Here is a 25,998-nt window from a genome sequence, read left to right on the forward strand (position 1 = left end):
ATAAGGTATGGTGGTTTTAACACTTCCTTGTCATTTTGTTTAACGATTAATATTTAATTTTAAACAAAAATTTTATCATGAGAAAATTATTCTTCGGTATAGTATTATTTAGTCTGTGTGTCTCAAGCCTAGAAGCGCAGGAAATCACGATGTTCCCAGGGTCATTCGGTTATGAATTCTATCAGGATAAGGACAAACTGACCTATAAGGAAATCAATAAGATCATGAACGAGAGTACTGTTGCCGAAATGCACTGGCAGAAGTCCAAAAAACAATTGATCGGTGGTATGATCGCAGGTGCAGCTAATTTTGGTTCTGCTATCTGGTTTTTAGTCGAAGATCGCGATGGGAACAATGTAGTCGCGCCGGCCATAACCTTTTTGGGTACGGGACTTGTCAGCTCCATCTTCTATAAGTGCGCCATGAAAAACAAGAAAAAGGCCATTTTGGAGTATAATGACGCGCTAGGAAGCAAAACCGGTTTTCGTTTGGAACCGACTAGCAATCAATACGGGGTAGGTCTTGCGTTGAAGTTTTAAGGCCCGAAGCGTAATTTCAGGTCTGCATAGGTAGTAGCAGAAGGATAAATGTTATTTTAGTCGGTGAGGTCGGGACAACGTCTTGGTCTATTCGAATTCAATAACATTTTTCTTTCGCCATCATGAAATACTTCCCTTATTTCCTTTTTACATGTATTCCGATGCTCCTCATTGGCCAACAGGTTCAAAAGCTTGATGAGCTCTCCTCTGCCTACGCGAAACAATCGTTTCCGATGCTACAGGAGCTTTTAAGCATTCCGAACGATGCTTTTTTCCCAAAGGACATTGAAAAAAATATAAGTTGGTGCGAAAGCAACTTTAGGGCACGTGGTTTTACTTTAGAACGACTCGCTACCGAAACGGTTCCACTGCTGCTGGCCGAGCGAAAGCACCCAAAAGCAAAACAAACAGTGCTTATCTATTTACAATTGGATGGGCAACCCGTCGATAGTACACGATGGTTTCAAGGTAATCCGTATACACCCGTTCTCAAGGAAAAGGTTGCCGACGCATGGCAAGAATTGCCCTGGGATAATATTGCGGATTACGATGACGATTGGCGGGTTTTTGCACGATCGGCAAGTGACGCCAAGGGTCCGGTTGCCATGTTTTTGACAGCTTTGGACGCCATAGCGGCGGAGGGAATAGTCCCCAATTTCAATATAAAGGTCATTATGGACTTTGAGGAGGAATTGGGGTCTCCGCAATTACCCAAAGCCGTTTTGGAAAATCAGGAGGCCCTCAAGGCCGATATGCTCATTATCTTCGATGGCCCAAGACATATAAGCAATAAGCCTACGCTTACCTTTGGGGCGCGGGGTATCGCTACCATAACCTTGACCACCTATGGCCCCGTGGTACCACAACATAGTGGACATTTCGGGAACTATGCCCCCAATCCAGCTTTGCGATTGGCTAAGCTTTTGGCCTCGATGAAAGATGAGGGTGGTCGCGTGACCATTCCCGGATTCTATGATGGTATTTCTATTGATACCGACACCGAGAAAATATTGAAATCGGTTCCCGATAACGAATCGGAAATCAAAAATCGTCTTCAAATTGCTGCCACTGACGAGGTGGGGCGCTATTATCAAGAAGCGATCCAATACCCTTCCTTGAATATTCGCGGCATGCAGTCGGGGTGGATCGACGAAAAAGTGCGGACGATTATCCCAGGCTGGGCACGTGCGGAAATCGATGTGCGCTTGGTACTGGAGTCGGACCCAGAACGACTGATCAATCTCATCCGGGACCACATTGAAAACGAAGGCTATTTGGTTATCGACCGCGAACCTACCAAGGAGGAAAGGTTGGCACATGCCAAAATCGCCTCTTTTACTTCTGAAATCTCCTACCAATCGTTTCGTACCGATTTCGATTCCGAGGTGGGAATCTGGTTAACGAACGCTCTTGAAAACGCCTTTGGCGAAGAACCCATTCGTATTCGAATGAGTGGGGGTTCCATTCCGATTTCTCCATTTGTGAACACACTGGGTATTCCTGCGGTTACCGTTCCCACCGTAAACCGCGACAACAATCAACATAGCCCTAATGAAAATCTTAGATTGGGAAATTATCGGGAAGGCATCAAAACCATGATCGCGATTTTAGGGGAGAAATTATAAGCGTGTAAACAAGTGCGGTGTATGAATACTATTGAACCCAAGACAAGTTCGATTTTCAAACAGTTTAGCCACTCTGCTTATTGGTTTACTAGATATTTTTAAATAGCATCCCAAATATCCAAATATCCAAATATCCAAATATCCAAATATCCAAATAACCGAATAACCGAATAACCAAATAACTGGATTGCCCCGAAACATTAGGGCATTGCATTACAAAACCCATGGGTTGTAAATCCATCGCGGTGAAGTCTATTGCGTGAGCTCTGAAAACAAACTCTCCAGATTTTTATTTTTACTGCTGAGCTGAAGCGTCTTCAATTGGTTATCGTGCGCAAAATCAAATACGCTGGAACGCATGTCTTTCGAAGTATTGAAGGTAATTTCATAAACGAACCCCGCCACGTTTTTTACATGGGTCACGTGTGGTAATTTATATAAAAAAGCCTCCTCGACGCGATAATCGAATTCCACTTCGATAATTTGTTCATCGGCCTCTCGCAGGTCCGCCAACTTTCTATCCGCCACCAAAATCCCTTTATTGATAATCAATACGCGATCACAAACGGCCTCGACTTCTTTCATGATATGGGTAGACAGTAGTATTGTTTTCTCCTTCCCGATTTCCCGAATGAGTTTTCTGATTTCGAGCAACTGATTCGGGTCGAGTCCTGTGGTCGGCTCGTCCAGAATCAATACTTCAGGATCGTGCAGTAACGCCGCAGCCAAACCTACCCGTTGGCGATACCCTTTCGAGAGCTGTCCGATTTTCTTATGCGCCTCGGGTGTGAGTCCGGTTTGTTCGATTACCTCCGGAATACGGGAGCGCTCCGTTTTGTACACATCGGCATTAAAGCCTAAGTATTCCTTCACGTACATGTCCAGATAAAGAGGATTATGTTCCGGTAAGTAGCCAATGCTTTTCTGTACGTTCTTGATATCGTTTCGTACATCAAAGGAATTGACATGGGCCTCTCCGACATCGGCTTGATGGTACGTGGTCAAAATTTTCATCATGGTCGATTTCCCCGCACCATTTGGACCTAAAAAACCTACGATTTCACCTTTATGCAATGCAAAGGAGACATTATCGAGGGCTTTTTGGGTGCCAAAAGTTTTGGTAATGTTTTTGACGGTAATGGACATGAAGATATATTTCCATCAAAAATAAACAATAAAGTACTTCTTCCAATACTTCGATATTCTCGAACAAGAGGACGTTTTGCAAATGGATTGGCAAAGAATTCTTGCAGTACTACGGAAAACAAAAAAATAGGGATATAGAATTTGATTATTCAATATTATTCTTACTTTAGCCACTCGATAACAAAAAAATGATAAAGCAATATTTCTGGAACCGTTTCTATTTTTACTTCTTTTTTAAGGGAAGCACGAGACTGTTGTAGTATATTGAAATCAAAAATATAATATGGAAGTCTCGCAAAAAGCGGGACTTTTTTTGTTTTTATAATTCGTATGCGATTAAAAGTAGCCATCCAGGGAATCAAAGGTTCGAACCATCATCAGGTGGCGCGGGAATACTTTGATGATGATACCGAATTGCTCGAATGCATGTCATTCGATGCTTTGGTGGAAAGTCTATTGAACGGCACAGCCGACAAGGGCGTGATGGCGATCGAGAACTCCATTGCAGGTTCGATCATTCCCAATTACAATTTGATCTATCACAATAAGTTGCATGTAATCGGGGAACACTACTTGCACATCAACCACAACCTGATGGTCCTCAAGGGAAGTGCTATCGCAGATCTTTCGGAGGTGCGGTCACATCCTATGGCCTTATTGCAATGCAAGGAGTTCTTTAGAAATTATCCGCAAATAAAATTGGTCGAAGACGCCGACACTGCTGAGCCGGCAAAGCGCATACAAGAGGAACAACTGGCCCATGTTGCGGCCATAGCCCCCCAAGTTGCGGCGGAGCTTTATGGGTTGGACATCGTAGCGCCCAACATACAGACGATACAAAATAACGCGACCCGCTTTATCATTGTACAAACAAAAAACAAGCTGGTCGCGCAGATGGACGAGAAGTTTTCGGAAGACGGGGTCAACAAGGCCTCCGTACGCTTTATAACAGACCATAAACGCGGTAGTTTGGCGGCCATGCTCAACGTTATGAGCGATTGCAATTTGAACTTGACGAAGATCCAGAGTCTTCCAATTATCGAAACACCTTGGAAATACGCCTTCTTTGTGGATATCACTTTTGAAGGTTTTGCCAATTTTGAAAAGGCGAAATCATTGCTGAACATCATGTCGGAAGACTTTAAAGTGCTTGGGGAATATAAAAATGCCAGATTATGATACGTACGGCGGATAGGCTACATACGGTCGAGGAATACTACTTTTCGAAAAAGCTGAGAGAGGTGCGCGGGCTTTTGGCCGATGGCAGGCCTATTATAAATATGGGTATCGGAAGTCCCGATCTGGCTCCGTCGACCGCCATCATCGAAAGTATTCAAAATGCGGTTACCGATACGGGTGCACACCAATACCAGAGCTATCAGGGCCTACCGCAACTCCGACAGGCCATCGCTGATTTCTACAGCTTAAGATTTGGCGTTACAGCCGACCCAAATACCGAAATATTACCGCTAATGGGTTCCAAGGAAGGCATCATGCACATCAGCATGGCTTTTTTGAACCAGGGTGATGTGGTATTGATTCCGAACCCGGGCTATCCCACCTATTCAGCGGTGACAAAATTGGTCGGTGCGGTCCCAAAATTTTACAATTTGTCTTCGGATAACGATTGGTTTCCCGATTTAGAGGCCTTACAGTTGAAGGACCTGTCCAAGGTGAAAATCATGTGGGTCGGTTATCCGCATATGCCAACGGGAGCCACTGCGGATGAAGCCCAGTTTGAGAGGTTGATTGCTTTCGCTGAAGAAAACGACATCCTTTTGGTCAACGACAACCCGTATAGTTTTGTACTGAACGAGAGGCCGAAGAGTATTTTGGTGGTCCCCGGTGCCAAGAAAAATGTCTTGGAACTGAATTCCCTCAGCAAAACCTTTAATATGGCGGGATGGAGAGTGGGTATGGTCCTAGGTAGTTCAGAGCATATCAATGCCATATTGAAGGTGAAAAGCAATATGGATTCTGGAATGTTTTATGGTATTCAAAAGGGAGCCATCACGGCACTAAAAAGTAGCCAACAATGGTTCGCCGATTTGAACAAAGTTTATTCCTCACGGAGGGAATTGATTTTTAAATTGGCGGACAAGTTGAATTGTACCTATGACAAAAACGCGGTGGGATTGTTCGTTTGGGCAAAACTACCCGAAGGAAGTAAATCCGCGGAAGACGTCATTGATGAGGTGCTATATGATAAAAATATTTTTATCACACCGGGGACCATTTTTGGTAGTAACGGGGAAGGCTATATTCGCTTTTCGCTCTGCGTACCAGAGGAAAAAATCAAAGAGGCGATCGGAAGATTTGAGAAATAAGATCTAGCTGATAACAGGCTGGTATAGTTTCTAAGGTCTAATAGCTAACATATATTTACATGAACATATTCATTATCGGTATCGGATTGATCGGCGGCTCTATGGCGAAGGACATCAAACGCCTGCGTCCCGATGCCAAGATTTACGGCATCGACACAAATTCTTCGCATGTAGAGGAGGCCTTGGCATTGCAAATCATCGACGCAAAGGCTGATTATGATGAGCTTTCCTCGGCAGACATGGTCATCGTAAGTATTCCGGTGGATGTGCTTTTGACAGAACTCCCTAGGATATTGGACGCGGTAAAAGACGATTGTGTAGTATTCGACGGTGGTTCTACCAAGAGTTTGATCTGTAAAACAGTTGAAAACCATCCGAAGAGGAGAAATTATTTGGCCTGTCACCCCATTGCCGGAACCGAGTTTTCTGGTCCATCGGCGGCAATAGAAAATCTGTACGATGGCAAGACAAACATTATTTGTGAGGTTGAAAAAACGGCATTTAAACTACAGGAAAAAACCTTGGAGCTATTTCAGCAAATGGGTATGCGTATTCGATACATGAATCCCGAAGCGCACGATAAGCATATCGCTTATGTGTCGCATTTGTCACATATCAGTTCCTTTATGTTGGGAAAGACGGTTATCGAGAAAGAGAAAAACGAACGCGATATTTTTGACATGGCGGGAAGTGGTTTTGAAAGTACGGTGCGGTTGGCAAAAAGCTCCCCCGCGATGTGGACACCGATATTTGAACAGAACAAAGAGAACGTAATAGAAACCCTGGAGGAATATATCGGAAACCTCCAGGCCTTTAAAGAATTGTTGGTTGAGGATGACTATAAGGGTATCTATAAGGAAATGAACGACACGAACAAGATCAAAGGCATATTGAATGGTATTCCGTTGAATAAAAAGTAGTTTTTTGTAGACAAGACCTGCCTGCCGGCAGGCGGGGACAAGAGGCTTTTTTGGAGGATGCAAAATGCGTAAAACTTCTCCTTTTTAGGGAAAAGTAAGGCTCTTGGTGCCGTGGAGCCGTTTCAAAAAAAATATACAATACGAACCGAAAATAAAAGCAAGAAATAAATCAATTAAAATGGAGAATACAAAGGAAATGAGAACATGGTTGGATGATATGGCATTAGATCATCCGCTAGTCATAGCAGGGCCATGTAGTGCGGAGACGGAAGCCCAAGTGTTGGGAATTGCCCATAGTTTGAAGGATACCGACGTCAACTATTACCGTGCCGGTATCTGGAAACCACGTACGCGCCCCGGAAATTTTGAAGGTGTAGGTGCTTTGGGTCTAAAGTGGTTGCAGAAGGTCAAAGAGGAGACCGGTCTTAAAACGGCTACAGAGGTAGCCAATCGTGCCCATGTAGAACTGGCGTTGGAACATGATATCGACTTACTTTGGGTTGGCGCCCGTTCGACCGTGAGTCCGTTTATTATGCAGGAATTGGCCGATGCTATGGCCGGCACCGACAAGGTTGTTCTGGTAAAAAATCCGGTAAATCCCGATTTAGCCCTATGGCTGGGCGGAATCGAGCGTTTGCATACGGCCGGTATTAAGAAGTTAGGGGCGATTCATAGGGGGTTCTCTACCTACGAAAAATCGAAATATAGAAACATACCGGAATGGCAATTGGCCATCGAATTTCAGAACAAATTTCCGGATTTGCCTTTGATCAACGACCCCTCGCATATTACCGGAAAGCGGGATATGATTTTCGATGTATCGCAAACTGCCCTGGATCTTAATTTCGATGGTTTAATGATCGAAACCCATCACGATCCGGACAATGCATGGAGCGATGCCGCGCAGCAAGTTACTCCCGAACGTCTAAAGCAGATCATGCGTGATCTCAAAATTCGCAAAGAGTCCGATCCGGAAGCGGAGTACAATAGCCAATTGAGCAATCTACGGGCTCAGATCGACGTAATCGATAACCAATTGATCGAAAGCATGGGGAAACGCATGAAAATTTCGGACGGAATAGGCGAATTGAAAAAACAACGCAATGTAGCCGTACTGCAATCGAACCGATGGAACGAAATTTTAGGCAAAATGATATTGGAGGGCGAGAGCAAGGGCTTGAGCGAAGAATTCGTTTTACGAATGTTCAAGGCCATTCACCAAGAATCGATTAACCATCAGGAGAAAATAATAAAATCATAGGCATACCAAATAAGAATTGAATTGGCGGGATAGACAGTAAATGTTTGTTCCGCCTTTTTTTTACCGTTCCCCAAAAAGAAAAGTCGTTATTTTGTAGCACAGCGAAACCGCTGACAAGTAATCGCAACAAATGAAGGGTACCGTATACAAATCTACCGGAAGCTGGTACAGCGTGAAAACCGAAAACGGTGACTTTTACGAATGTAGGATCAAAGGTAAATTTCGCATAAAGGGCATAAAAAGTACGAACCCAGTCGCCGTTGGCGACGTAGTCGAGTTCGAATTGGAAGAATCCGATGAAGATGCCGTAGGTACGATTTCCAGAATTGAGGAACGCCGTAATTACATCATCCGGAAATCGGTCAACCTATCCAAACAGACCCATATTATCGCGTCCAATCTCGATGTGGTTTTTTTATTGATTACCCTGAACAATCCAACAACCTATACCATCTTCATCGACCGGTTTTTGGCCACAGCCGAAGCCTATGATATTCCAGTGGTGTTACTGTTCAATAAAATTGACACCTATTCCGATGACGAGTTGATGGAAATCAAATTTCTGGCAGCGCTCTATCGTGAAATCGGGTATACCTGTATCGGGATTTCAGCAACAACGGGCAAGAACGTCGATGAGGTGAAGAAATTGATGAAAGGAAAGACCTCGATGTTCGCTGGGCATTCCGGGGCGGGAAAATCCACCTTGGTCAATGCCATATCGCCTGAGTTGGATTTAAAGACCGCCGAGATATCCGATCAGCATTTGCAGGGAATGCACACCACGACCTTCGCCGAGATGTACGATTTGGATTTCGGGGCACGTATTATCGACACGCCGGGGATAAAAGGTTTTGGGGTCGTTGATATGGAGAAGGACGAGATCGGGGATTATTTCCCTGAATTTTTCAAATTGAAGGTCGACTGCAAATTCAATAATTGTTTGCACTTGGACGAGCCCAACTGCGCCGTAAAAAATGCTTTGGAAGAGGAGACCGTTTCCTGGATTAGATACCGCAGCTATGTGCAAATGGTCGCCGGGGATGATCACACCTACAGAATAGACGAACATGGAAAAAAAGAGGACTAGTTCCCGTTCCTTTTCAGGGGCAAAAATGAGAAAGGTGCCATGAGAACGGTATTACAAAGAGTATCGAGGGCTAGCGTTACCGTAGATGGGAAAGTCGTTTCCCAAATTCAGTCCGGGTTGCTACTCCTTCTAGGAATCGAGAGCCAGGACACCAATGAAGATATTGAATGGCTAACCAGAAAAATAGCCAATCTTAGGGTTTTTAATGATGCCGAAGGCACGATGAACCGTTCTTTGCTCGATACGAAGGGCGATGCCATTGTGGTGAGCCAATTTACCCTCCATGCCAGTACTAAAAAAGGGAATCGCCCATCCTATATGAAAGCAGCGCCACCGGCGATTGCCATACCATTGTACGAGCGATTTATTTTTCAATTGGAAAAAGTGATGGATAAAAAAGTAGGCACCGGTGTTTTCGGGGCCGATATGAAAATCGAACTTATAAATGATGGGCCGGTGACCATAAGCATTGATACCAAGAACAGGGAATAGAGTGTTTTCGTCGATTAATTGCTATGATTCTGTAAGAAAAATACGTGCTTTGCATTATATTCTTCAAACGAAACCTCCGACCAAAATCAATGCGTTTACTTATCTTTTTCAATGCCTTCCTTTGCTTTAGCATTTCCGTAGCCCAAGACATTGACTACCAATTCCTGTCCATACCCAAAACCCTTACCCAGCATGCCAATGCGGTAGTAAGATTGAATGAGAGCATTGTAAATATCCAGTCTAGGGAACTGATGGTCGTAAAGCGAAAAAAAGTGGTTACGGTACTCAACTCGAAAGGTGACCAGTACGCACTAATGTACGTGGGATATGATAAGGGCAAGAAAGTAAAGGATATCCAGGCCGTAGTTTATGATGAATTCGGAAATGAACAGGAGAAAATCAAGGAAAATCGATTTCGAGACGTCAGTGCAGTAGATGGTGGTACTCTCTATTCTGATTCAAGAGTTAAATACTTTCCCTTTACGCCCATTGACTATCCGTATACTATTGAGGTAACAAGCGAGGTGGTCACTAAAAATACAGGTGAAATAATTCCGTATTGGAGTTTTCTGGAAGACTTTATGGTCAGTACAGAAAAAAGTAGGTTAGTTATTAACGTGGCTTCTCTGGATATGAAGCCTACTTTTAAAGAAAAGAATTTTGGGGAGTATGATATCGAAAAGAAAGAGTTACCCAATTCTATCGTCTACCAGGCAACTAATTTGGCGGCCATTGCCGAGGAAAGTCCCTGTCCGAGTTTTAACAAAGTCGCCCCTGGGATACTAATACGCCCAATTAAATTCAACTATGAGGGATACGAGGCCGAGATTAATAATTGGAACGATTTAGGCCTTTGGATGCACGAAAATTTATTGAAGGGACGTGATGAGCTAACCTCTGCTTCCGTACAAAAAGCAAATTCCTTGGTTGAAAATATTACGGATGATTTAGAGAAAGCTAAGATTATTTATAAGTACGTTCAGGAAAACACAAGATATATCAGTGTTCAAGTGGGCATAGGTGGAATTCAGCCCATAAGCGCCATAGAAGTAGGTCGTTTAAAATACGGCGATTGCAAGGGTCTTTCGAACTACACGAAGGCACTCTTAAAAGCGGTAGGGGTAGAGGCATTTTATACACATGTGGAAGCTGGATCGCAACGGGTAGACTTTGAAGAAGATTTTCCGGATTTGGCGCAGGGCAATCATGTAATTCTTGCGATACCCTATAAAGGCGCATATTATTGGATCGATTGTACTTCTCAGACCCATCCTTTTGGATTCGTCGGGCGCTTTACAGATGGTCGAAAAGTACTGGTCATCAAACCAAACGGAGGCGAGCTGGTTAGAACCGTAAGCTATAATAATTCCGAGAACTATCAGAAGACCATCGCCACCTATCGATTAAGCGCGAACGGAGGGATTATTGGCAAGGTCACCAGGCAGACCAAAGGAACACAGTACGACAGTCACTTCAGAATAAAGGATCAGACCAAGGAGGTTATTACGGATTATTATAAAAAAAACTGGGATAATATTAATAATCTGGTTATTGACCATTACGAATTCGAGAATAATACTGACGATGTGGAATTTGATGAAAAAATAGGGCTTTCGGCAGTTGATTACGCTTCAAAGACTAATAATCGGCTCTTGTTTTCCCCAAATGCCTTTAATAGAATTACCACTGTTCCAAAGCGTTACAGAAATCGCAAGTTGCCGTTTGATATTCAACGGGGATTTTTGGACGAAGATGTTTTCGAGATAATGCTACCAGATGGTTTCGAAGTCGAGGCCATTCCTGAAAAGATCATCCTTGAAAACCAATTTGGAAGGTATTCATCCGAAGTAGAAATGATTGACAATAAATTGGTGCTAAAGAGAACATTCGCATTGAAAGATGGTCAATTTCCAAAAGAAGATTACGCAGCTTACCGCGATTTTATGAAAGTAGTGGTCAAGAATGATGCTGCAAAGATTGTCCTAAAATCAGAGTTATGAAATCTATTGTAAATTATCCAATTTATCTGGCAGTGTTATTATTGGTTCAGTTTTCTTCGGCACAAACGGTCGAATTTGGTGAGCTCAGTATGGAAGAACTGACCGAAAAAGAATATCCTTTCGACAAGCAGGCAACTGCCGCGATTCTCTACAGTAAAAGGGATACTTATTATTATTCAAATAACGGAGGCAGTCAACTTGTTACCAAAATCCACAAACGTATTAAAATATACTCGAAGGAAGGTTTTGAGCATGCCACGGAATATATCAACCTCTTTGCGAGCAGGTCTGATCAAGAGGTGGTGCGGAAGTTAAAGGCGATTACCTATAATCTCGTAAACGGGGAGATTGTTCAGTCAACCTTGGATAAGGACCAGATATTTGAATCGGAACTTAGCTATAACTACAACCAAACCCGATTTACGATGCCAAACGTTAAACCGGGATCTATAATCGAATTTAAATACCAGATAGTTTCTCCCTTTATATGGAATATCGATGAGTATCGTTTTCAAGCCGATATTCCAATAAAACGTATCGAAGCCCAATTGCGGACCCCTGAAGGCTTTAATTTTAGACAGAACCATAAAGGATATTTGATAATCACGCCTAAGGTGGAAACGAAAAGAGATAGTCGGATTAATATGAACGTGGTAGTGCGCTCTTTCGAACTTAAAAATGTACCAGCATTAAAGGAAGAACCTTTTGTTGATAATATCGACAACTACCGTTCTGGGGCACAGTTTGAACTGGCCTCCATCAACATACCTGGAGTTCTCTATAAAAGCTATGCCCATACCTGGGGTGATGTGGCAAAGACTATCGGGAGCTCCGATGACTTTAAGAATCAGTTGGATAAGACTCGGTCTTTTGATGATAAGTTGGATAACCTTCTTGCTGGAAAAACCGATCAATTGGAAAAAGCCAAAGGGCTGTTCAAACATGTTAAAAGTACTATTACCTGGAACGGAGGGGATGGTAAGTACTTTCAAAACGGTATTAAAAAGACTTTGAAAGAGAAAAGAGGAAATGCGGGTGACATTAACCTACTTTTGGTCGCCATGATGCGGTATGCCGGCATCGATGCAAACCCCGTAGTAATTAGTACCAAAGATAATGCGATACCTTTTTTGCCCACCTTGGAACGACTCAATTACACCATCGCCTATGCTAAAATAGATGGAATGGATTATTTTATGGATGCGACGGCCGAATTTAGCGACTTGAACCTATTACCTATCAAAGATTACAATTGGAAAGGCCTGTTAATCGACAACGAAAAAATGAACTGGAAGCAAATCGATATGGTTTCTCCGGCAAAGGCGTTGAACATGTATGTGATGGATATTAACTTGCAGGAAGATGGGTCGGCCAATGGAAAATATCAATCGAGATTTACCAACCATGGGGCATACGCGTTTAGGTTGAAATACAAGGATAATAATCTAGACGACTTTCTAGTGAATCGGGAAACCGAGTTCGATGACATTGAAATTTCAGATTATCAAATTGAAAACGTGGAAACCTATGAAGGTCCGGTTTCGGAATCTTTTAATTACCTGCTTGAAAATTCAGCTGAGGTCATTGGCGAAAAGATTTATTTTCGGCCAATGTTATTTATGAGGGAAAAAGAAAATCCGTTCAAAAAGGAAATTCGCGAATATCCTGTTGATTTTGGTTATTCTTTTCAGGAAAAATATCTTATTAATATTGCCGTGCCCGAGGGCTACAGTGTCGAGTCGATTCCGGAGGATGTTAAACTCGCTATTCCGGATGGTCTGGGCAGTTTTAAATATATGATACGCCAAAATGCCGGACAAATTCAATTATCAGTTATATTTGATATCAATAAAGCAATGATTTCTGCCGTAAATTACCCCTATTTAAAGGAGTGTTTTAAACAGGTGATTACTAAGGAAAACGAGCAGATCGTGCTTACTAAAAATAGCAATGAGCCTACAAGCAGCACAGCAGGCGGTCGATAACTGGATAAAAGAACACGGGGTTCGCTACTTCAATGAACTCACGAATATGGCCCAGCTTACCGAAGAGGTAGGCGAAGTGGCTCGTATCATAGCCAGAAGGTATGGCGAGCAAAGTGAAAAGGAATCCGATAAGGATAAAGACCTGGGTGAAGAATTGGCAGATGTGCTCTTTGTCGTACTTTGCCTGGCCAACCAAACAAATATTGATCTGCAAAGCGCATTCGATCATAAATTAGCTTTGAAGACAAAGCGTGATCATGACCGCCACCAGAACAACGAAAAGCTCAAATAATACTATCTTTGGGCTTTTGTTTTCCTAAAACCATCCTTTTGAAATTACACCTTTCCCGTCCGAGCGATTTACGATTGAATGCCTCAATTGCGATTACCGGCTCGAAGAGCGAATCGAACCGTTCCTTACTGCTAAAAGCGCTTTATCCCAATTTGATGATTTCCAACATGTCCAATTCCGATGATGCCGACGTGATGCAAAAGGGATTGGCAGTGAGCCACGGTTTGGTCGACATTCACCATGCGGGAACGGCCATGCGTTTTTTAACGGGCTATTTTGCCTCCCAAGAGGGAAAGGAAGTCACTTTGACCGGTTCGCAACGTATGACCGAAAGACCGGTGAAGGTATTGGTCGATGCACTACGAACGCTAGGGGCCGATATCGAATATCTAAAGGACGAAGGCTACCCGCCCATTAAGATAAAGGGTAGAAAGTTGACCGAAAGGGAGGTCAGCCTTCCAGCCAATATCAGTAGTCAGTATATCTCATCTTTATTGCTTATCGCACCGAGTCTTGAAAACGGATTGGAATTGGAATTGATCGGTAAAATTACTTCGGTACCGTACATTAGAATGACCTTGGCACTATTAAGCGAAATAGGCATTGTGAATTCATTTGAGGGCAATACGATACAGGTGATGTCGAAGACCTCGGTCGCCGATAAAACGCTTACTGTAGAATCCGATTGGAGCTCGGCCTCCTACTTTTACGGGAGCATTGCCCTCGCAGAGGTGGGCTCGGAAATCACCTTGTCCGCTTATAAAGAAAGCAGCTTGCAAGGGGACAGCGTTTTAGCAGAAATTTACAAGGACCTAGGGGTAGAGACAACCTTTGGGAATGACCGAATCACACTACGTAAAACGGTCGATGAACGACCGGAAATATTGAAGGTTGCCTTGCACAACGCACCCGATATTGCCCAAACTATCGCTGTTACCTGTTTCGGGTTGGGAATAGCATGCCATTTGACCGGACTTCATACCTTAAAAATCAAGGAAACCGATCGATTGGAAGCGCTTCACACGGAATTGTCCAAATTGGGTGCCGACATATCGGTTACCGATGCCGAGCTGCGGCTTTCCCCGTCTCAAGAAATTCGTCAAAACATGGCGATCGACACCTACAATGACCATAGAATGGCTATGGCCTTCGCGCCGCTGGCGATAAAGACATCACTTTTTGTGAACGACGCTGGAGTAGTCTCCAAGTCATATCCCGATTTCTGGAAAGATCTCAAAACCTTGGGATTCCAAATCACCGAATCCTAAACGGCAATATAATAGGGCATTTACTTGACAACCCCTATCTTAGGGTCGTATATTTGCATCCGCAAACAAATAAATTCACTTCAGTTAATGAAACTATCACACTTTCACTTTGAATTGCCCGAGAACTTACTGGCAGAATATCCTGCTGAAAATAGAGACGAGTCAAAACTTATGGTCGTTCATAGGGAGACGGGCAAAATCGAGCACAAAATGTTCAAAGATCTCATTGATTACTTTGATGAGGGTGATGTTATGGTGCTGAACAATACCAAGGTGTTTCCAGCGCGACTGTACGGAAACAAAGAAAAAACCGGTGCCCGTATCGAGGTGTTCTTACTCAGGGAATTAAATGAAGAACAGCGCCTTTGGGACGTTCTGGTCGACCCTGCCCGTAAGATTCGTATCGGCAATAAGCTCTATTTTGGCGATGATGAGGATTTGGTGGCCGAAGTAATCGACAACACGACCTCTAGAGGTAGAACGCTCCGATTTTTATATGATGGTTCTTACATCGATTTTAGAAGAAAACTACGTGCATTGGGTGAAACACCGCTGCCCAAATACATTAAAAGAACGGTAGAGCCGGAAGATGAGCAGCGCTACCAGACCATTTATGCCAAACACGAAGGCGCGGTTGCAGCGCCTACGGCAGGGCTTCACTTTTCAAAACATTTGCTGAAGCGTTTGGAAATCAAAGGGGTCGACTTTGCCGAATTGACGTTGCACGTCGGTCTAGGTACTTTTAATCCCGTGGAGGTCGAGGACCTTTCAAAACATAAAATGGATAGCGAAGAGTTGATCATAGACGAAAAAGCGACTGAAATCGTTAACAACGCAAAGAACAAAAAAAGAAGAATCTGTGCCGTGGGTACGACCGCTATGCGTGGACTCGAAAGTGCCGTGTCGTCGAATCACATGTTGAATACCTTTGACGGATGGACGAACAAATTCGTTTTTCCACCCTATGAATTCAGTATCGCCAATGCTATGGTCACCAATTTTCACCTACCGAAGTCGACTTTGATGATGATGGTGTCCGCTTTTATGGGTCATGATTTGATGAAGAAATCGTACAAAGAGGCCATACTAGAGCAATACAAGTTCTATTCGTATGGTGATGCCATGTTGATTATTTAAGACGTTTTTTTGATTCCCGCAAAGTAGGGAAGCTTTTGACAAGTAGAATTTACGTTAATTTATAAATTCCAATCCCTCTTTATAATTTTATGGATGTAAAGAGGGATTTTTATATCTCAACCGATGGATACCAAAAAGAAAGACATACGCGCCCTGACCAAAGAGCAGTTACGCGACTTTTTTGTCTCCAAAGGCGATAAGGCTTTTCGCGGTAATCAGGTGTATGAGTGGCTTTGGCAGAAGGCCGCGTATTCTTTTGAGACAATGACCAATATCTCAAAAGAGACCCGTGAGATGTTGGAAAGTAACTTCGTGATCAACCACATCAAGATCGATCAAATGCAGCGCAGTAAAGACGGTACGATTAAGAACGCCGTACGTCTTCACGACGATTTGGTCGTAGAATCCGTTTTGATTCCTACGAGTTCTCGAACCACTGCCTGTGTCTCGAGTCAAGTAGGCTGCAGTCTCGATTGCAAATTCTGCGCGACTGCTAGACTAAAGCGCATGCGCAATCTGAATCCCGATGAAATCTACGACCAAGTGGTCGCCATAGATAACGAAAGTCGCTTGTACTTCGATAGGCCGTTGAGCAATATCGTATTCATGGGAATGGGCGAGCCGCTTATGAACTACAACAATGTACTTAAAGCGATAGATAAGATCACTTCCCCCGAGGGGCTAGGCATGTCGCCCAAACGCATTACCGTTTCTACTTCGGGTGTACCAAAGATGATTCGAAAAATGGCCGATGAACAGGTAAAGTTTAAATTGGCGGTTTCGCTTCATTCTGCCATTGACGCCATTCGAACGTCGATTATGCCTTTTAATGCTACGTTTACGTTGACCGATTTGCGGGATGCTTTGCAATATTGGTATACCAAGACCAAAAGTAGGATCACCTACGAATACGTCGTCTGGGACGGCATCAACGATACTCAGAACGATGTGAACGCTTTGGTCGATTTCTGCCGTTTTGCACCTTCAAAGGTGAATTTGATCGAGTACAACCCAATCGATGACGGCGAATTTCAACAGGCTGGCAATAAAGCGATCGATATGTACGTCGATACGCTGGAGCGAAATGGCATCACCGTTACGGTAAGACGCTCTAGGGGCAAGGATATCGATGCGGCATGCGGACAGTTGGCCAATAAGCAGTAAATAGTTCTTAGCTGGCAAGGAAATAGCGGTAAAGAGTTTGTATAAAATCTTTGATTTTGAGCGGAGTTAATAGCCCGGCAAAAAGTATAGATTTTGACAGCACTTCGAATGAAAATTGGGAAAGTTAAGATGTGAAAGTTGAATTTATGTCGGGCTTTTTTGCTTAACTAGAGTTGCACTTTTGCACTTTGCACCATTTCGTATCTCGTACTTCGTATTTCGTACTTTTATTCACTTCCTTTTCCCTAATTTTATATTTCCCCAAACAAAACGTTGCTATTTGAAAGTCGTATCCCAAATAAAGGATCCCATACGGGAAGAAATGGAACTTTTTGAATCGAAGTTCCGCGACTCGATGACTTCCAAAGTGGCCCTCTTAAATAGGATTACCTACTACATCGTCAATCGGAAAGGCAAGCAAATGCGGCCTATGTTTGTTTTTTTGACCGCAAAGCTCCTCAATAAAGGTCAAGTGAACGAGCGTACCTATCGGGGAGCGGCCGTTATTGAATTGATACATACCGCCACCTTGGTGCACGACGACGTGGTCGATGAAAGCACCAAACGACGTGGCTTCTTCTCTATAAATGCCCTTTGGAAAAATAAAATAGCAGTGTTGGTCGGTGATTTTTTGCTGTCAAAAGGGTTGCTACTTTCCATTGATAATGGCGATTTTGATCTATTACGGATTATCTCCGTTGCGGTACGCGAGATGAGCGAAGGGGAATTGTTGCAAATCGAAAAAGCACGAAGACTCGATATTACCGAAACCGTTTATTACGATATCATTCGTCAAAAAACGGCGACCCTGATTGCAGCTTGTTGCGCATTGGGCGCATGTTCTGTCAAACCTGATTCGCCTGATGTGGAGACATTTCGCAGGTTTGGTGAACTTTGTGGCATGGCGTTTCAAATAAAGGACGACCTGTTCGATTATGGTAATGAGGCAATCGGTAAGCCTACGGGTATCGATATCAAAGAACAGAAGATGACATTGCCGCTGATACATGTCCTGAACATCTGTTCAAAAGCCGAAAAAAAGTGGTTGATCAATTCCATTAAAAATCACAATAAGGATAAGAAGCGCGTAAAAGAAGTGATCGGCTTCGTAAAGGAACAGGGTGGTTTGGATTACGCCGTACAGAAAATGCTGGCGTACAAGAATGAAGCCCTAGAGTTACTGACCGCGTACCCCGAATCGGAGTATAAGGCCGCCCTGGAATTAATGGTGAACTACGTGGTAGACCGTAAAAAGTAATTACGTAAACTAAACTTAAGCGCGTTTGACTAATGACCGGGAAGGTCGATTTTTTGCGTAACCAAAGGCTAGGACCTTACCACGGGGTCTAGAATATCCGATTTTAGGCGCTATTGAAAATTTTTTCAAAAAAAATGGACCTCCGGGCAACGTTCTTGAACTTCTCCTCGTCTATGCTAATAGAAGACAACCAAAACCACATTGAAAATCATCAGATTTTATACAAATGAGAAACAGCTGATCAAAAGGTCGGCGTCGGGCAATCGAGAGGCCCAGCGGCATCTGTACGACAAATATGCCCCAAAAATGCTCGGCGTGTGCCGGCAGTATATCAAGGATATACAATTTGCGGAAGATGTGATGATCGGGGGTTTTGTAAAGGTCTTTTCACATTTAAATGATTTCAGGTTCGATGGAAGTTTTGAAGGATGGATACGTAGGATTATGGTACGTGAAAGCATTTCGCACTTGAGAAAAAGACAATTCGTGGTCTATGACGATGCGGTCTATGACAGGACCGCCATCCCAAGCGATACCATAGCTTCGGATTTGGATGTAGCGCATATTCAGAATTTAATCGATGCGCTTCCGGAGGGCTACAGAGCGGTATTCGTACTGTTCGCAATCGAGGGGTACTCCCACACTGAAATAGCGGAAACCCTGAACATTTCGGAAGGAACATCAAGATCGCAATTGTTCAAGTCGCGAAAAATGCTCAAGGAAAAATTAAAGCAGCAAAATATTATTGGTTATGGCACCGAATAAATTTGAGAAACATATAAAAAAGCAGCTTGAAGAGCGGGAGATAGCTCCTTCATCAAATGCATGGGAGCGCTTGTCGGAGCAATTGGATGCCACTGCTCCACCATCTAAAAAAAGCAACGTTTTCTGGTATGGGGTAGCGGCCAGTTTCATCGGCGTTTTGATCGTCTCGGTTCTCTATTTTGGCTCTGGAAGGCCGGCCGCTGGTACAGATATCCAAATTGTTGATACCTATAAAGAAGCAAACGAAATCGAAACGATAACAACCGACGCTAGGGAAAGTAAAAATGAAGAAGTAGTCGTCGAAAATGATCGGGTAGCGGAACAGCCCAGTACCGTTGTCAAATCGCTGGATATTAATCAAGTTCAGGCAACAAAAAATAAAACGGCCTCGGTATCGGAAATTGAAAATACACAGGATGTAGTGGTGAAAAAGACAAAGGCACCAAAAGATCTGAAAAGCGAAATCATCGAGGCCAAAATTATTGAAATAGTCGCGGCAGCCGATTCCCTAGAACTGGGTAATACCGCCCTGACCAATGCCGAGGTAGATAGTCTATTGCGAAATGCCCAAGAAGAACTATTACGTGATAAGATGTTCGCCCAAAACGGGTCGGTCGATGCCATGGCCTTGTTGGCCGAAGTTGAGGACGAACTAGACAAAACATTTCGTGATCAAATCTTCGACTCGTTAAAGGAAGGATTTTTTAAAGTACGTACTGCAGTTGCCGATCGCAACAAATAATATTCATCAATCATTAATCTTTGGTTCCATTCACCCCTTCAATGGGAGGGGTGCGTGCGAACTGAACAAATCAACATCATTATGAGAACCATAACAACTTATTTTCTAATTTTCTTATTAGGTCTTTTCACCCAGAGCATTATGGCCCAAGAGAAAGATCATTATCAGAAAAAAATTGAGATACTCGAGTCCTTGAAAGAAAAGATTACGGTCAGTGAAAAGGAGTCTTTAAAAATTGAAATAGAGAACATAAATGAGCGATTGAAGGATAATGCCATCAGTAGTGAGGAGGCAAAAATCCTAAAGGAAGATGCGGCGAAAAAGCATGCCTTGAATATTGAAAATAGAATTGCTATTTGCGACAATAAAATCGCTCTTCTCAAGCGGAAGGAAGAAGTTGGAGTAGACCCTAACGAAGATGACCATTTTAGTCAATATGAAATTTTTAAGATTAACGTAAATGGAGAAAATATTCTAACATCCCACAAAAGGAAAGAAGAGCTAAAATACGATCGTCGCACCTATACCGATCCAGTAATTGCTTTCGGAATTAACAATGCCATCATAGATGGGCAGTCGTTGGAAGATTCGCCGTATAAGGTGGGCGGAAGTCGGTTCATCGAACTCGGTTGGGCTTGGAGGACCAGAGTGTTCAAGAACTCCAATGCACTTCGTTTGAACTATGGCGTGTCCTTCCAATTCAATGGTCTAAAGCCGAAAGACAATCAGTACTTCGTGGTAGAAGACGGGCAAACGGTGCTACAAGAATTCGATTTCGATTTGAAAAAGTCCAAATTTCGGATGGATAATCTGGTTTTCCCTGTTCATTTTGAGTTCGGTCCGTCAAAGTTCAGTGAAACCGAGCGGAGAATCCGCTACTCTATCCGCAAGCAGTTCAGATTCGGTATTGGTGGCTATGGAGGGTTCAATATCGGAACAAGACAAAAACTGAAATACGATCGCGAAGGAAGAAACGTGAAAGATAAACTAAAAGGCGGATACGATACCTCCAGCTTTGTTTACGGTCTTAGTGCCTACGCCGGTTTCGATGGCGTGCAGCTCTACGCCAAGTACGATTTGAATCCTATTTTTAAGGATGCTGCCGTCGAACAACGCAATATTTCTTTAGGCGTCCGATTTGATTTGGATTAGGCCCAAAGTATGCCAAGGGAGACTGCCTTTTGATTTAGGAAGAACGCAGTACGTTTTGCACTCAAGACAGTTGGTTTAAAAGTACAACTATACAAACCAGCATCACGATTACCAAAAATATTCCGATTCCCGTTTTCCACTGGGAATCGGTTTTTTTGGCATTGCTTATCAAAACTTGGCAGTTTTTCTCGAGCAAAAGAAAACCGATAGACGTTGGGTTCGGAACCTGTAGGCACCACGTGTTTCCGCAATTTTTACAGCCGTAGATGTCGTACTCGTACAAACCGAACTCCCTGCTTCGTCGCATATAAAATAATCCGTTTTCGGAATGTAACCGATGCTTAAGTTCGGTATCGAAAGAGGCAAATTCTTCAGGGGACCCAAAAGCTGTAATTTCGTTATCAAAACACTTATCGCACATAGTCTTCAATCGAACCGTTTCAAATCACTGCGCTCAAAAGTCCATTCGGGAGTGCGAAGTTCCGTTGCAATAGCAGAAGCGCTATACCACGGACTCAACTCTCCATCGTTCGGATTCGTTAACAGTTGTATCTCTTGGGCAGGCATATAGCTTTGTGCCAACAAGAACAGTTTCTCATTGTTGGCTTTATCCGTCGCCATATCGACCACGATTACGGCATGGCCAGGAAACCCTCCTTTGATAAAAATATCGCCAATACGCATTTCCGAGAGTGACACCTTCTTTAATTCTTTCGACAACGAAGCGGTACCGGCATAGCTGAAAACCATTTCAAGGTATTTCCAAAATGTGGCAGGTGAATTGGACGCTTGTGCTTTTTGTTTCCAAAAGACTTGATTTCCATCTACGACAATACGCTTCCCTTTTCGCCAATTGGCATAATCGGCCTTAAAGCCATTCGTAAAATTGAAATTGATGCTATCGTATTTCTTATTTTGAAAAAGATAGTCTGCCCTTAGGCGAATGACCGCATCGGCACACTGATGCAAATCCCTATTTCCAATAGGCAAATCAACAACAGCGTCATAAACATTCGTATTCGGTTTCGACCGACCATCAAAATAGCGCACTTCGGCTCCGTCTTGTTTTAGCGGTAAATACCGAAGGTAGTTGGCGAATGAATTGGAGTCTATCTGTGTACGCACAAACCCCTTGGGTACGATAAACCGGGTAGCGATGGTATTGCCCTTGGGATTAATGCGCGGTGCTTTTTTTTCGATCGTATCCGTAGTGGGTATGGCCGTAGACTTTGGCCCTTGCTGTCCGCAGGCGGTCAAGGTCAGAAAGGATAACGCTATGTAAAAAATACCCTTGTTCATTTTAGAAATTCGTTCAGATTAATAAGTTGTTTTAAATTGAGGCATCCTGGCAACCAATAAGAGAACATCTTAAAGAAAGCCAGGATACCCACGTAAACAACCAACTAAAATAAGTTACAGTAGTTCAAAGGAGACCGATATGTAATACTCTTTCGTATTGGTCGGACTACCATAATAAAGTGATTCCTGAATTTTTTTGGCATTGGAATCGCTGATGTAGATCGCTTTTCCGATTTTCCTTCCAATTTTATCGGCTATGGCCTCAGCCTTGCTTTTCGCATTGTAGAAGGCCGATTTGGCGTAGCCTGCCATTTGGTCGTCGGTCAACTCCGCATTTAATGTCGTATCCGATTTTGACACCCCCATGGATTTTATGCCCAGGAATTTCTGCATTTCTTCCAAAGATTTTGTTTTGAACTCATACACTGTACCTTCCTTGTCATATCCCATCAAGGCATAGTGCAAGGAATCTTCCTTTAAGCGGTCACTACTGATCCCCACCTTCGCTAATTTGTCTAGATAGCCCGACTTTATTTCGGATAGGGATACGGTTTGCGCATCATAGTACACGTTGGTCATGCTAACGATCATCTTGGCGGAATATTCAGGAGAAATCTCATACGAGTGTACACCGTTCACGCTGATGTTGTTCTGATAATTATTCTGTGCAAAGAGTCCGAACGACGCCAGCATAAAGGCAGTACTTAAAATTAATTTTTTCATGATTTTTGTTTTAGTGGTTTTTATGTAAAAGTATATCAATAAGGTTTATCCGTTGTGACTATGTGGCCATAAACATAAAGGAAGCCACGATCATCCAAGCGCCTACAATGAGTCCTAAGATACCAAGTTTACCTTGTTTTGGTGCGATTTTAGTTCGTAATTCCTCCGCTTTCGCCTTGGCAGCCTCGTTTTTTGATAAGAAGAACTTGTTGATCAAACCGAAGCCAAGCATGAAACCTAAAGTAGCCGATACGATGTTTCCGGCTAAAAGTGTAACCCACCAGATTGGGAAAGATGTTAACCAACCGATGTTCAGAACGGCGGTGATAATTCCCCAAACTCCCCAAAAGCAGAAAACAAGTCCAATCCAGCCTTGATAGGGCTCTACTTTTTCCAAGAGTTCTTTGGCGTTGGGTTTTTTAGACAGGATCAACGATGGTACCGCAATAAGGCTTAATAAGATTAATGTAATTCCCCAGATCATAATTTTTGTTTTTAGGTTATTAATTGGGTTTGTGTCGTTTTTGTTCGACGTTTTGTTTCTATGGTACAAAGATGCGGCAGAGGAAAGGCCTGTTGTACCCTTACACTAGTGAATTTGGTCTCCCTGAAAATAGGGGTGACCAATAGTCCTGGTGAAGTAGGTACATGAATTCACGCTGCGTTGCCTTAAGCGATGAGATTCCTAGCCGCTTTCATTAGAGCAGCGATTTTGAAGTACGGGAAGGCTCGAATTTCAGCAGGACTTTTAGACGAAATACTTTTACTATTCGATATTTGTTCACGATATTCGAGAGTTGTAATACTAGGACTAGACACAGAAAGATTGTGATAGCAAAATCCACTATAGATCAGGTATATGAGACCGCCCGCCTAGAGGAGGTAATCGGGGATTTCGTACAGTTGAAAAAATCCGGAAGCAACTTCAAGGGGTTGAGTCCGTTTTCGGATGAACGCACCCCAAGCTTTATGGTCTCCCCCGTTAAGCAAATATGGAAGGATTTCAGTAGTGGGAAGGGGGGCAACGTCGTGGCTTTTTTAATGGAGCATGAGCATTTTACCTATCCGGAGGCGATAAAGTATCTCGCCAAAAAGTACAATATCGAAGTCGAGGAAACCGAGCGTTCCGATGAACAAAAAAAAGAGGCCAACGAACGGGAAAGTATGTACCTGGTGTCGGAATTCGCACAACAATACTTTACCGAAATACTTTGGGAAAGCGAGTTGGGTAAGGCTATCGGCCTGACCTATTTTAAGGAAAGGGGCTTTACCGACGAGACCATTAAAAAATTCGGTCTGGGATACTGTCTCGATCAATGGGACGGATTTACAACCGCTGCCTTGGACAAAGGATACCAGCTGAAATACCTCGATAGTACCGGGCTCACCATCGTGAAGGAAGATGCGAGCGACCCCAATAAAAATAGAAAATTCGACCGGTTCAAGGGTAGGGTGATGTTCCCGATACACTCTATGAGTGGAAGGGTCTTGGGTTTTGGGGGGCGTATACTCGTAAATGATAAAAAAGCGGCCAAATACCTAAATTCCCCCGAAAGTGATATCTATCACAAGAGCAAGGTCCTTTATGGCATCTATTATGCCAAGCAGGCGATTGCCAAGGAAAACAACTGCTACCTGGTAGAAGGGTATACCGATGTGATTCAATTTCACCAAAGGGGTATCGAGAACGTCGTCTCGTCCAGTGGTACGGCCTTAACGCCGGAGCAGATTCGACTGATCAATAGGCTTACCAAGAATATTACCGTTTTGTTCGACGGCGACGCAGCAGGCCTAAGGGCCTCCTTGCGGGGTATCGATTTGATTTTGGAACAAGGCATGAATGTAAAGGTTTGTAGCTTTCCAGAAGGTGAAGATCCGGATAGTTTTGCCAAGAACAACGCCTTGGAAGACGTGGAGCGCTACCTGTCGGAAAATTCGAAGGATTTTATCCAGTTCAAGGCCTCATTGCTCATGGAAGATGCCGCTAATGATCCTATCAAAAGAGCGGAAACAGTTCGGGACATCGTGAACAGTATTGCAAAAATCCCGGATAGGATACAGAAAGAGGTCTATATACAGGAGTGTGCCAAAATCATGACGATTTCAGAGAATGTCCTATACAGCACCTTGGCCCAAATAGAGAAAAAGGAACGTTTGGATGCCTCCAAAAAACCGCAGCAGGCACAGAAAGCTTTTGAGGTCGTAAAAAGTGAAACAGTCGTCGAGAAGGTCGATGTGCAATTTGAACTAGAGCGAAAAATCATTGAGATGCTATTGCTCTATGGCAACAAAGAAGAGTCTTTCGAGGATTTGGTATTAAAGGAAAATGAAAAAGGCGATTTGGAACTGGAACCGGAATCGGTTGTGGCAAAAGTTTACGAGAAGATTTACCTTGATTTGCAGGAAGATGAGATCGAATTGGCCAATGAGCAGTTTAGGACCATTTACGCTAGACTTATCGAAGGACTCAATGCAGAAGAAGAATTTTCCATCAATGCATTTATCGCGGAACTGGACCAGGAAATGGTAACAGAGGTTTCCTCCATTTTGATGGAAGAAGAAAAATACACCTTGCACAATTGGGAAAGAAAAGACATTTATCCTAAAAAAAAGAATAAGGGTATTGCCCAGCTGGTAAGCGAAACTATTCTTACGTTGCGGTGTTTTCTAATTAAGAAAAGAATGCGCAACCTTCAAGAGCAAACCGAAGATGCCCAGGGCGAGGTAGATCATCGGGAGGTTTTAGAGGAAATCATGAATTACTTGAATCTGAACAAACTACTGAACCAAAAATTAAATCGCGTGTTGTCGTGAGT

General features: G+C 43.3%; 23 protein-coding genes. 19 read left to right on the forward strand and 4 right to left on the reverse strand.

Annotated elements, in window-relative coordinates; translation table 11 throughout:
• Positions 1-77: 77 nt before the first annotated feature.
• The gene (locus FGM00_RS02345; protein ID WP_138851366.1) at positions 78-539 is read left to right on the forward strand and encodes a hypothetical protein; all 462 of its coding nucleotides are present in this window, start codon (positions 78-80) and stop codon (positions 537-539) included.
• A gap of 161 nt (positions 540-700) precedes the next feature.
• Positions 701-2,164, forward strand: coding sequence for a M20/M25/M40 family metallo-hydrolase (locus tag FGM00_RS02350; RefSeq protein ID WP_236262878.1), 1,464 nt, complete (start codon positions 701-703; stop codon positions 2,162-2,164).
• Between the two features lie 252 nt (positions 2,165-2,416).
• On the opposite strand, the gene gldA is transcribed toward FGM00_RS02350, so the two are convergent.
• Complete coding sequence (gene gldA / locus FGM00_RS02355; RefSeq protein WP_138851368.1) at positions 2,417-3,310, reverse strand: gliding motility-associated ABC transporter ATP-binding subunit GldA; 894 nt, start codon at positions 3,308-3,310, stop codon at positions 2,417-2,419.
• Positions 3,311-3,640: 330 nt separating this feature from the next.
• Between gldA and FGM00_RS02360 the strand changes: the two genes are divergently transcribed.
• From FGM00_RS02360 to FGM00_RS02435, 16 genes are all read left to right on the forward strand, one after another.
• The gene (locus tag FGM00_RS02360) at positions 3,641-4,489 is read left to right on the forward strand and encodes a prephenate dehydratase (protein ID WP_138851369.1); all 849 of its coding nucleotides are present in this window, start codon (positions 3,641-3,643) and stop codon (positions 4,487-4,489) included.
• Complete coding sequence (locus tag FGM00_RS02365) at positions 4,486-5,637, forward strand: pyridoxal phosphate-dependent aminotransferase (protein ID WP_138851370.1); 1,152 nt, start codon at positions 4,486-4,488, stop codon at positions 5,635-5,637. The genes FGM00_RS02360 and FGM00_RS02365 overlap by 4 nt, the downstream gene beginning before the upstream one ends.
• A 59-nt stretch (positions 5,638-5,696) precedes the next feature.
• Positions 5,697-6,557 carry a prephenate dehydrogenase gene (locus FGM00_RS02370; RefSeq protein WP_138851371.1) on the forward strand — a complete coding sequence of 287 codons (861 nt, stop codon included), beginning with the start codon at positions 5,697-5,699 and terminating at the stop codon, positions 6,555-6,557.
• 178 nt (positions 6,558-6,735) lie between these two features.
• Entirely contained in the window at positions 6,736-7,818 is a 1,083-nt protein-coding gene (locus FGM00_RS02375; RefSeq protein WP_138851372.1) for a bifunctional 3-deoxy-7-phosphoheptulonate synthase/chorismate mutase type II, read from the forward strand.
• 130 nt (positions 7,819-7,948) lie between these two features.
• On the forward strand, positions 7,949-8,905 hold the full coding sequence (gene rsgA, locus FGM00_RS02380; RefSeq protein ID WP_138851373.1) for a ribosome small subunit-dependent GTPase A: 957 nt from the start codon (positions 7,949-7,951) through the stop codon (positions 8,903-8,905).
• A gap of 39 nt (positions 8,906-8,944) precedes the next feature.
• On the forward strand, positions 8,945-9,397 hold the full coding sequence (gene dtd, locus FGM00_RS02385; protein ID WP_138851374.1) for a D-aminoacyl-tRNA deacylase: 453 nt from the start codon (positions 8,945-8,947) through the stop codon (positions 9,395-9,397).
• Positions 9,398-9,486: 89 nt separating this feature from the next.
• Positions 9,487-11,397, forward strand: coding sequence for a DUF3857 domain-containing protein (locus tag FGM00_RS02390; RefSeq protein ID WP_138851375.1), 1,911 nt, complete (start codon positions 9,487-9,489; stop codon positions 11,395-11,397).
• Positions 11,394-13,382: a DUF3857 domain-containing protein gene (locus FGM00_RS02395; RefSeq protein WP_138851376.1), complete on the forward strand. Its 1,989-nt coding sequence runs from the start codon at positions 11,394-11,396 to the stop codon at positions 13,380-13,382. Before FGM00_RS02390 ends, FGM00_RS02395 begins: the two co-directional genes overlap by 4 nt.
• A complete protein-coding gene (locus FGM00_RS02400) occupies positions 13,348-13,674 on the forward strand; it encodes a nucleotide pyrophosphohydrolase (RefSeq protein ID WP_138851377.1) in 327 nt (108 codons plus the stop codon). Before FGM00_RS02395 ends, FGM00_RS02400 begins: the two co-directional genes overlap by 35 nt.
• A gap of 38 nt (positions 13,675-13,712) precedes the next feature.
• Entirely contained in the window at positions 13,713-14,942 is a 1,230-nt protein-coding gene (locus tag FGM00_RS02405) for a 3-phosphoshikimate 1-carboxyvinyltransferase (protein WP_138851378.1), read from the forward strand.
• 87 nt (positions 14,943-15,029) lie between these two features.
• Entirely contained in the window at positions 15,030-16,079 is a 1,050-nt protein-coding gene (gene queA, locus FGM00_RS02410) for a tRNA preQ1(34) S-adenosylmethionine ribosyltransferase-isomerase QueA (RefSeq protein WP_138851379.1), read from the forward strand.
• A 123-nt stretch (positions 16,080-16,202) separates the two neighbouring features.
• A complete protein-coding gene (gene rlmN, locus FGM00_RS02415) occupies positions 16,203-17,243 on the forward strand; it encodes a dual-specificity RNA methyltransferase RlmN (RefSeq protein WP_138851380.1) in 1,041 nt (346 codons plus the stop codon).
• Between the two features lie 280 nt (positions 17,244-17,523).
• Complete coding sequence (locus tag FGM00_RS02420) at positions 17,524-18,501, forward strand: polyprenyl synthetase family protein (RefSeq protein WP_138851381.1); 978 nt, start codon at positions 17,524-17,526, stop codon at positions 18,499-18,501.
• Between the two features lie 201 nt (positions 18,502-18,702).
• On the forward strand, positions 18,703-19,266 hold the full coding sequence (locus FGM00_RS02425; RefSeq protein ID WP_138851382.1) for an RNA polymerase sigma factor: 564 nt from the start codon (positions 18,703-18,705) through the stop codon (positions 19,264-19,266).
• Positions 19,253-20,008: a hypothetical protein gene (locus tag FGM00_RS02430; protein WP_138851383.1), complete on the forward strand. Its 756-nt coding sequence runs from the start codon at positions 19,253-19,255 to the stop codon at positions 20,006-20,008. Before FGM00_RS02425 ends, FGM00_RS02430 begins: the two co-directional genes overlap by 14 nt.
• A gap of 81 nt (positions 20,009-20,089) precedes the next feature.
• Complete coding sequence (locus FGM00_RS02435) at positions 20,090-21,160, forward strand: hypothetical protein (protein WP_138851384.1); 1,071 nt, start codon at positions 20,090-20,092, stop codon at positions 21,158-21,160.
• Between the two features lie 426 nt (positions 21,161-21,586).
• On the opposite strand, the gene FGM00_RS02440 is transcribed toward FGM00_RS02435, so the two are convergent.
• From FGM00_RS02440 to FGM00_RS02450, 3 genes are all read right to left on the reverse strand, one after another.
• Positions 21,587-22,459, reverse strand: coding sequence for a DUF4846 domain-containing protein (locus tag FGM00_RS02440; RefSeq protein WP_138851385.1), 873 nt, complete (start codon positions 22,457-22,459; stop codon positions 21,587-21,589).
• A gap of 114 nt (positions 22,460-22,573) precedes the next feature.
• Complete coding sequence (locus FGM00_RS02445; RefSeq protein ID WP_138851386.1) at positions 22,574-23,182, reverse strand: SIMPL domain-containing protein; 609 nt, start codon at positions 23,180-23,182, stop codon at positions 22,574-22,576.
• A 58-nt stretch (positions 23,183-23,240) separates the two neighbouring features.
• Entirely contained in the window at positions 23,241-23,666 is a 426-nt protein-coding gene (locus FGM00_RS02450) for a hypothetical protein (RefSeq protein ID WP_138851387.1), read from the reverse strand.
• A gap of 344 nt (positions 23,667-24,010) precedes the next feature.
• Between FGM00_RS02450 and dnaG the strand changes: the two genes are divergently transcribed.
• Positions 24,011-25,996: a DNA primase gene (dnaG, locus tag FGM00_RS02455; RefSeq protein ID WP_138851388.1), complete on the forward strand. Its 1,986-nt coding sequence runs from the start codon at positions 24,011-24,013 to the stop codon at positions 25,994-25,996.
• Positions 25,997-25,998 lie beyond the last annotated feature (2 nt).

The sequence above is a fragment of the Aggregatimonas sangjinii genome, assembly GCF_005943945.1.
In the GTDB taxonomy this organism is placed as follows: domain Bacteria; phylum Bacteroidota; class Bacteroidia; order Flavobacteriales; family Flavobacteriaceae; genus Pelagihabitans; species Pelagihabitans sangjinii.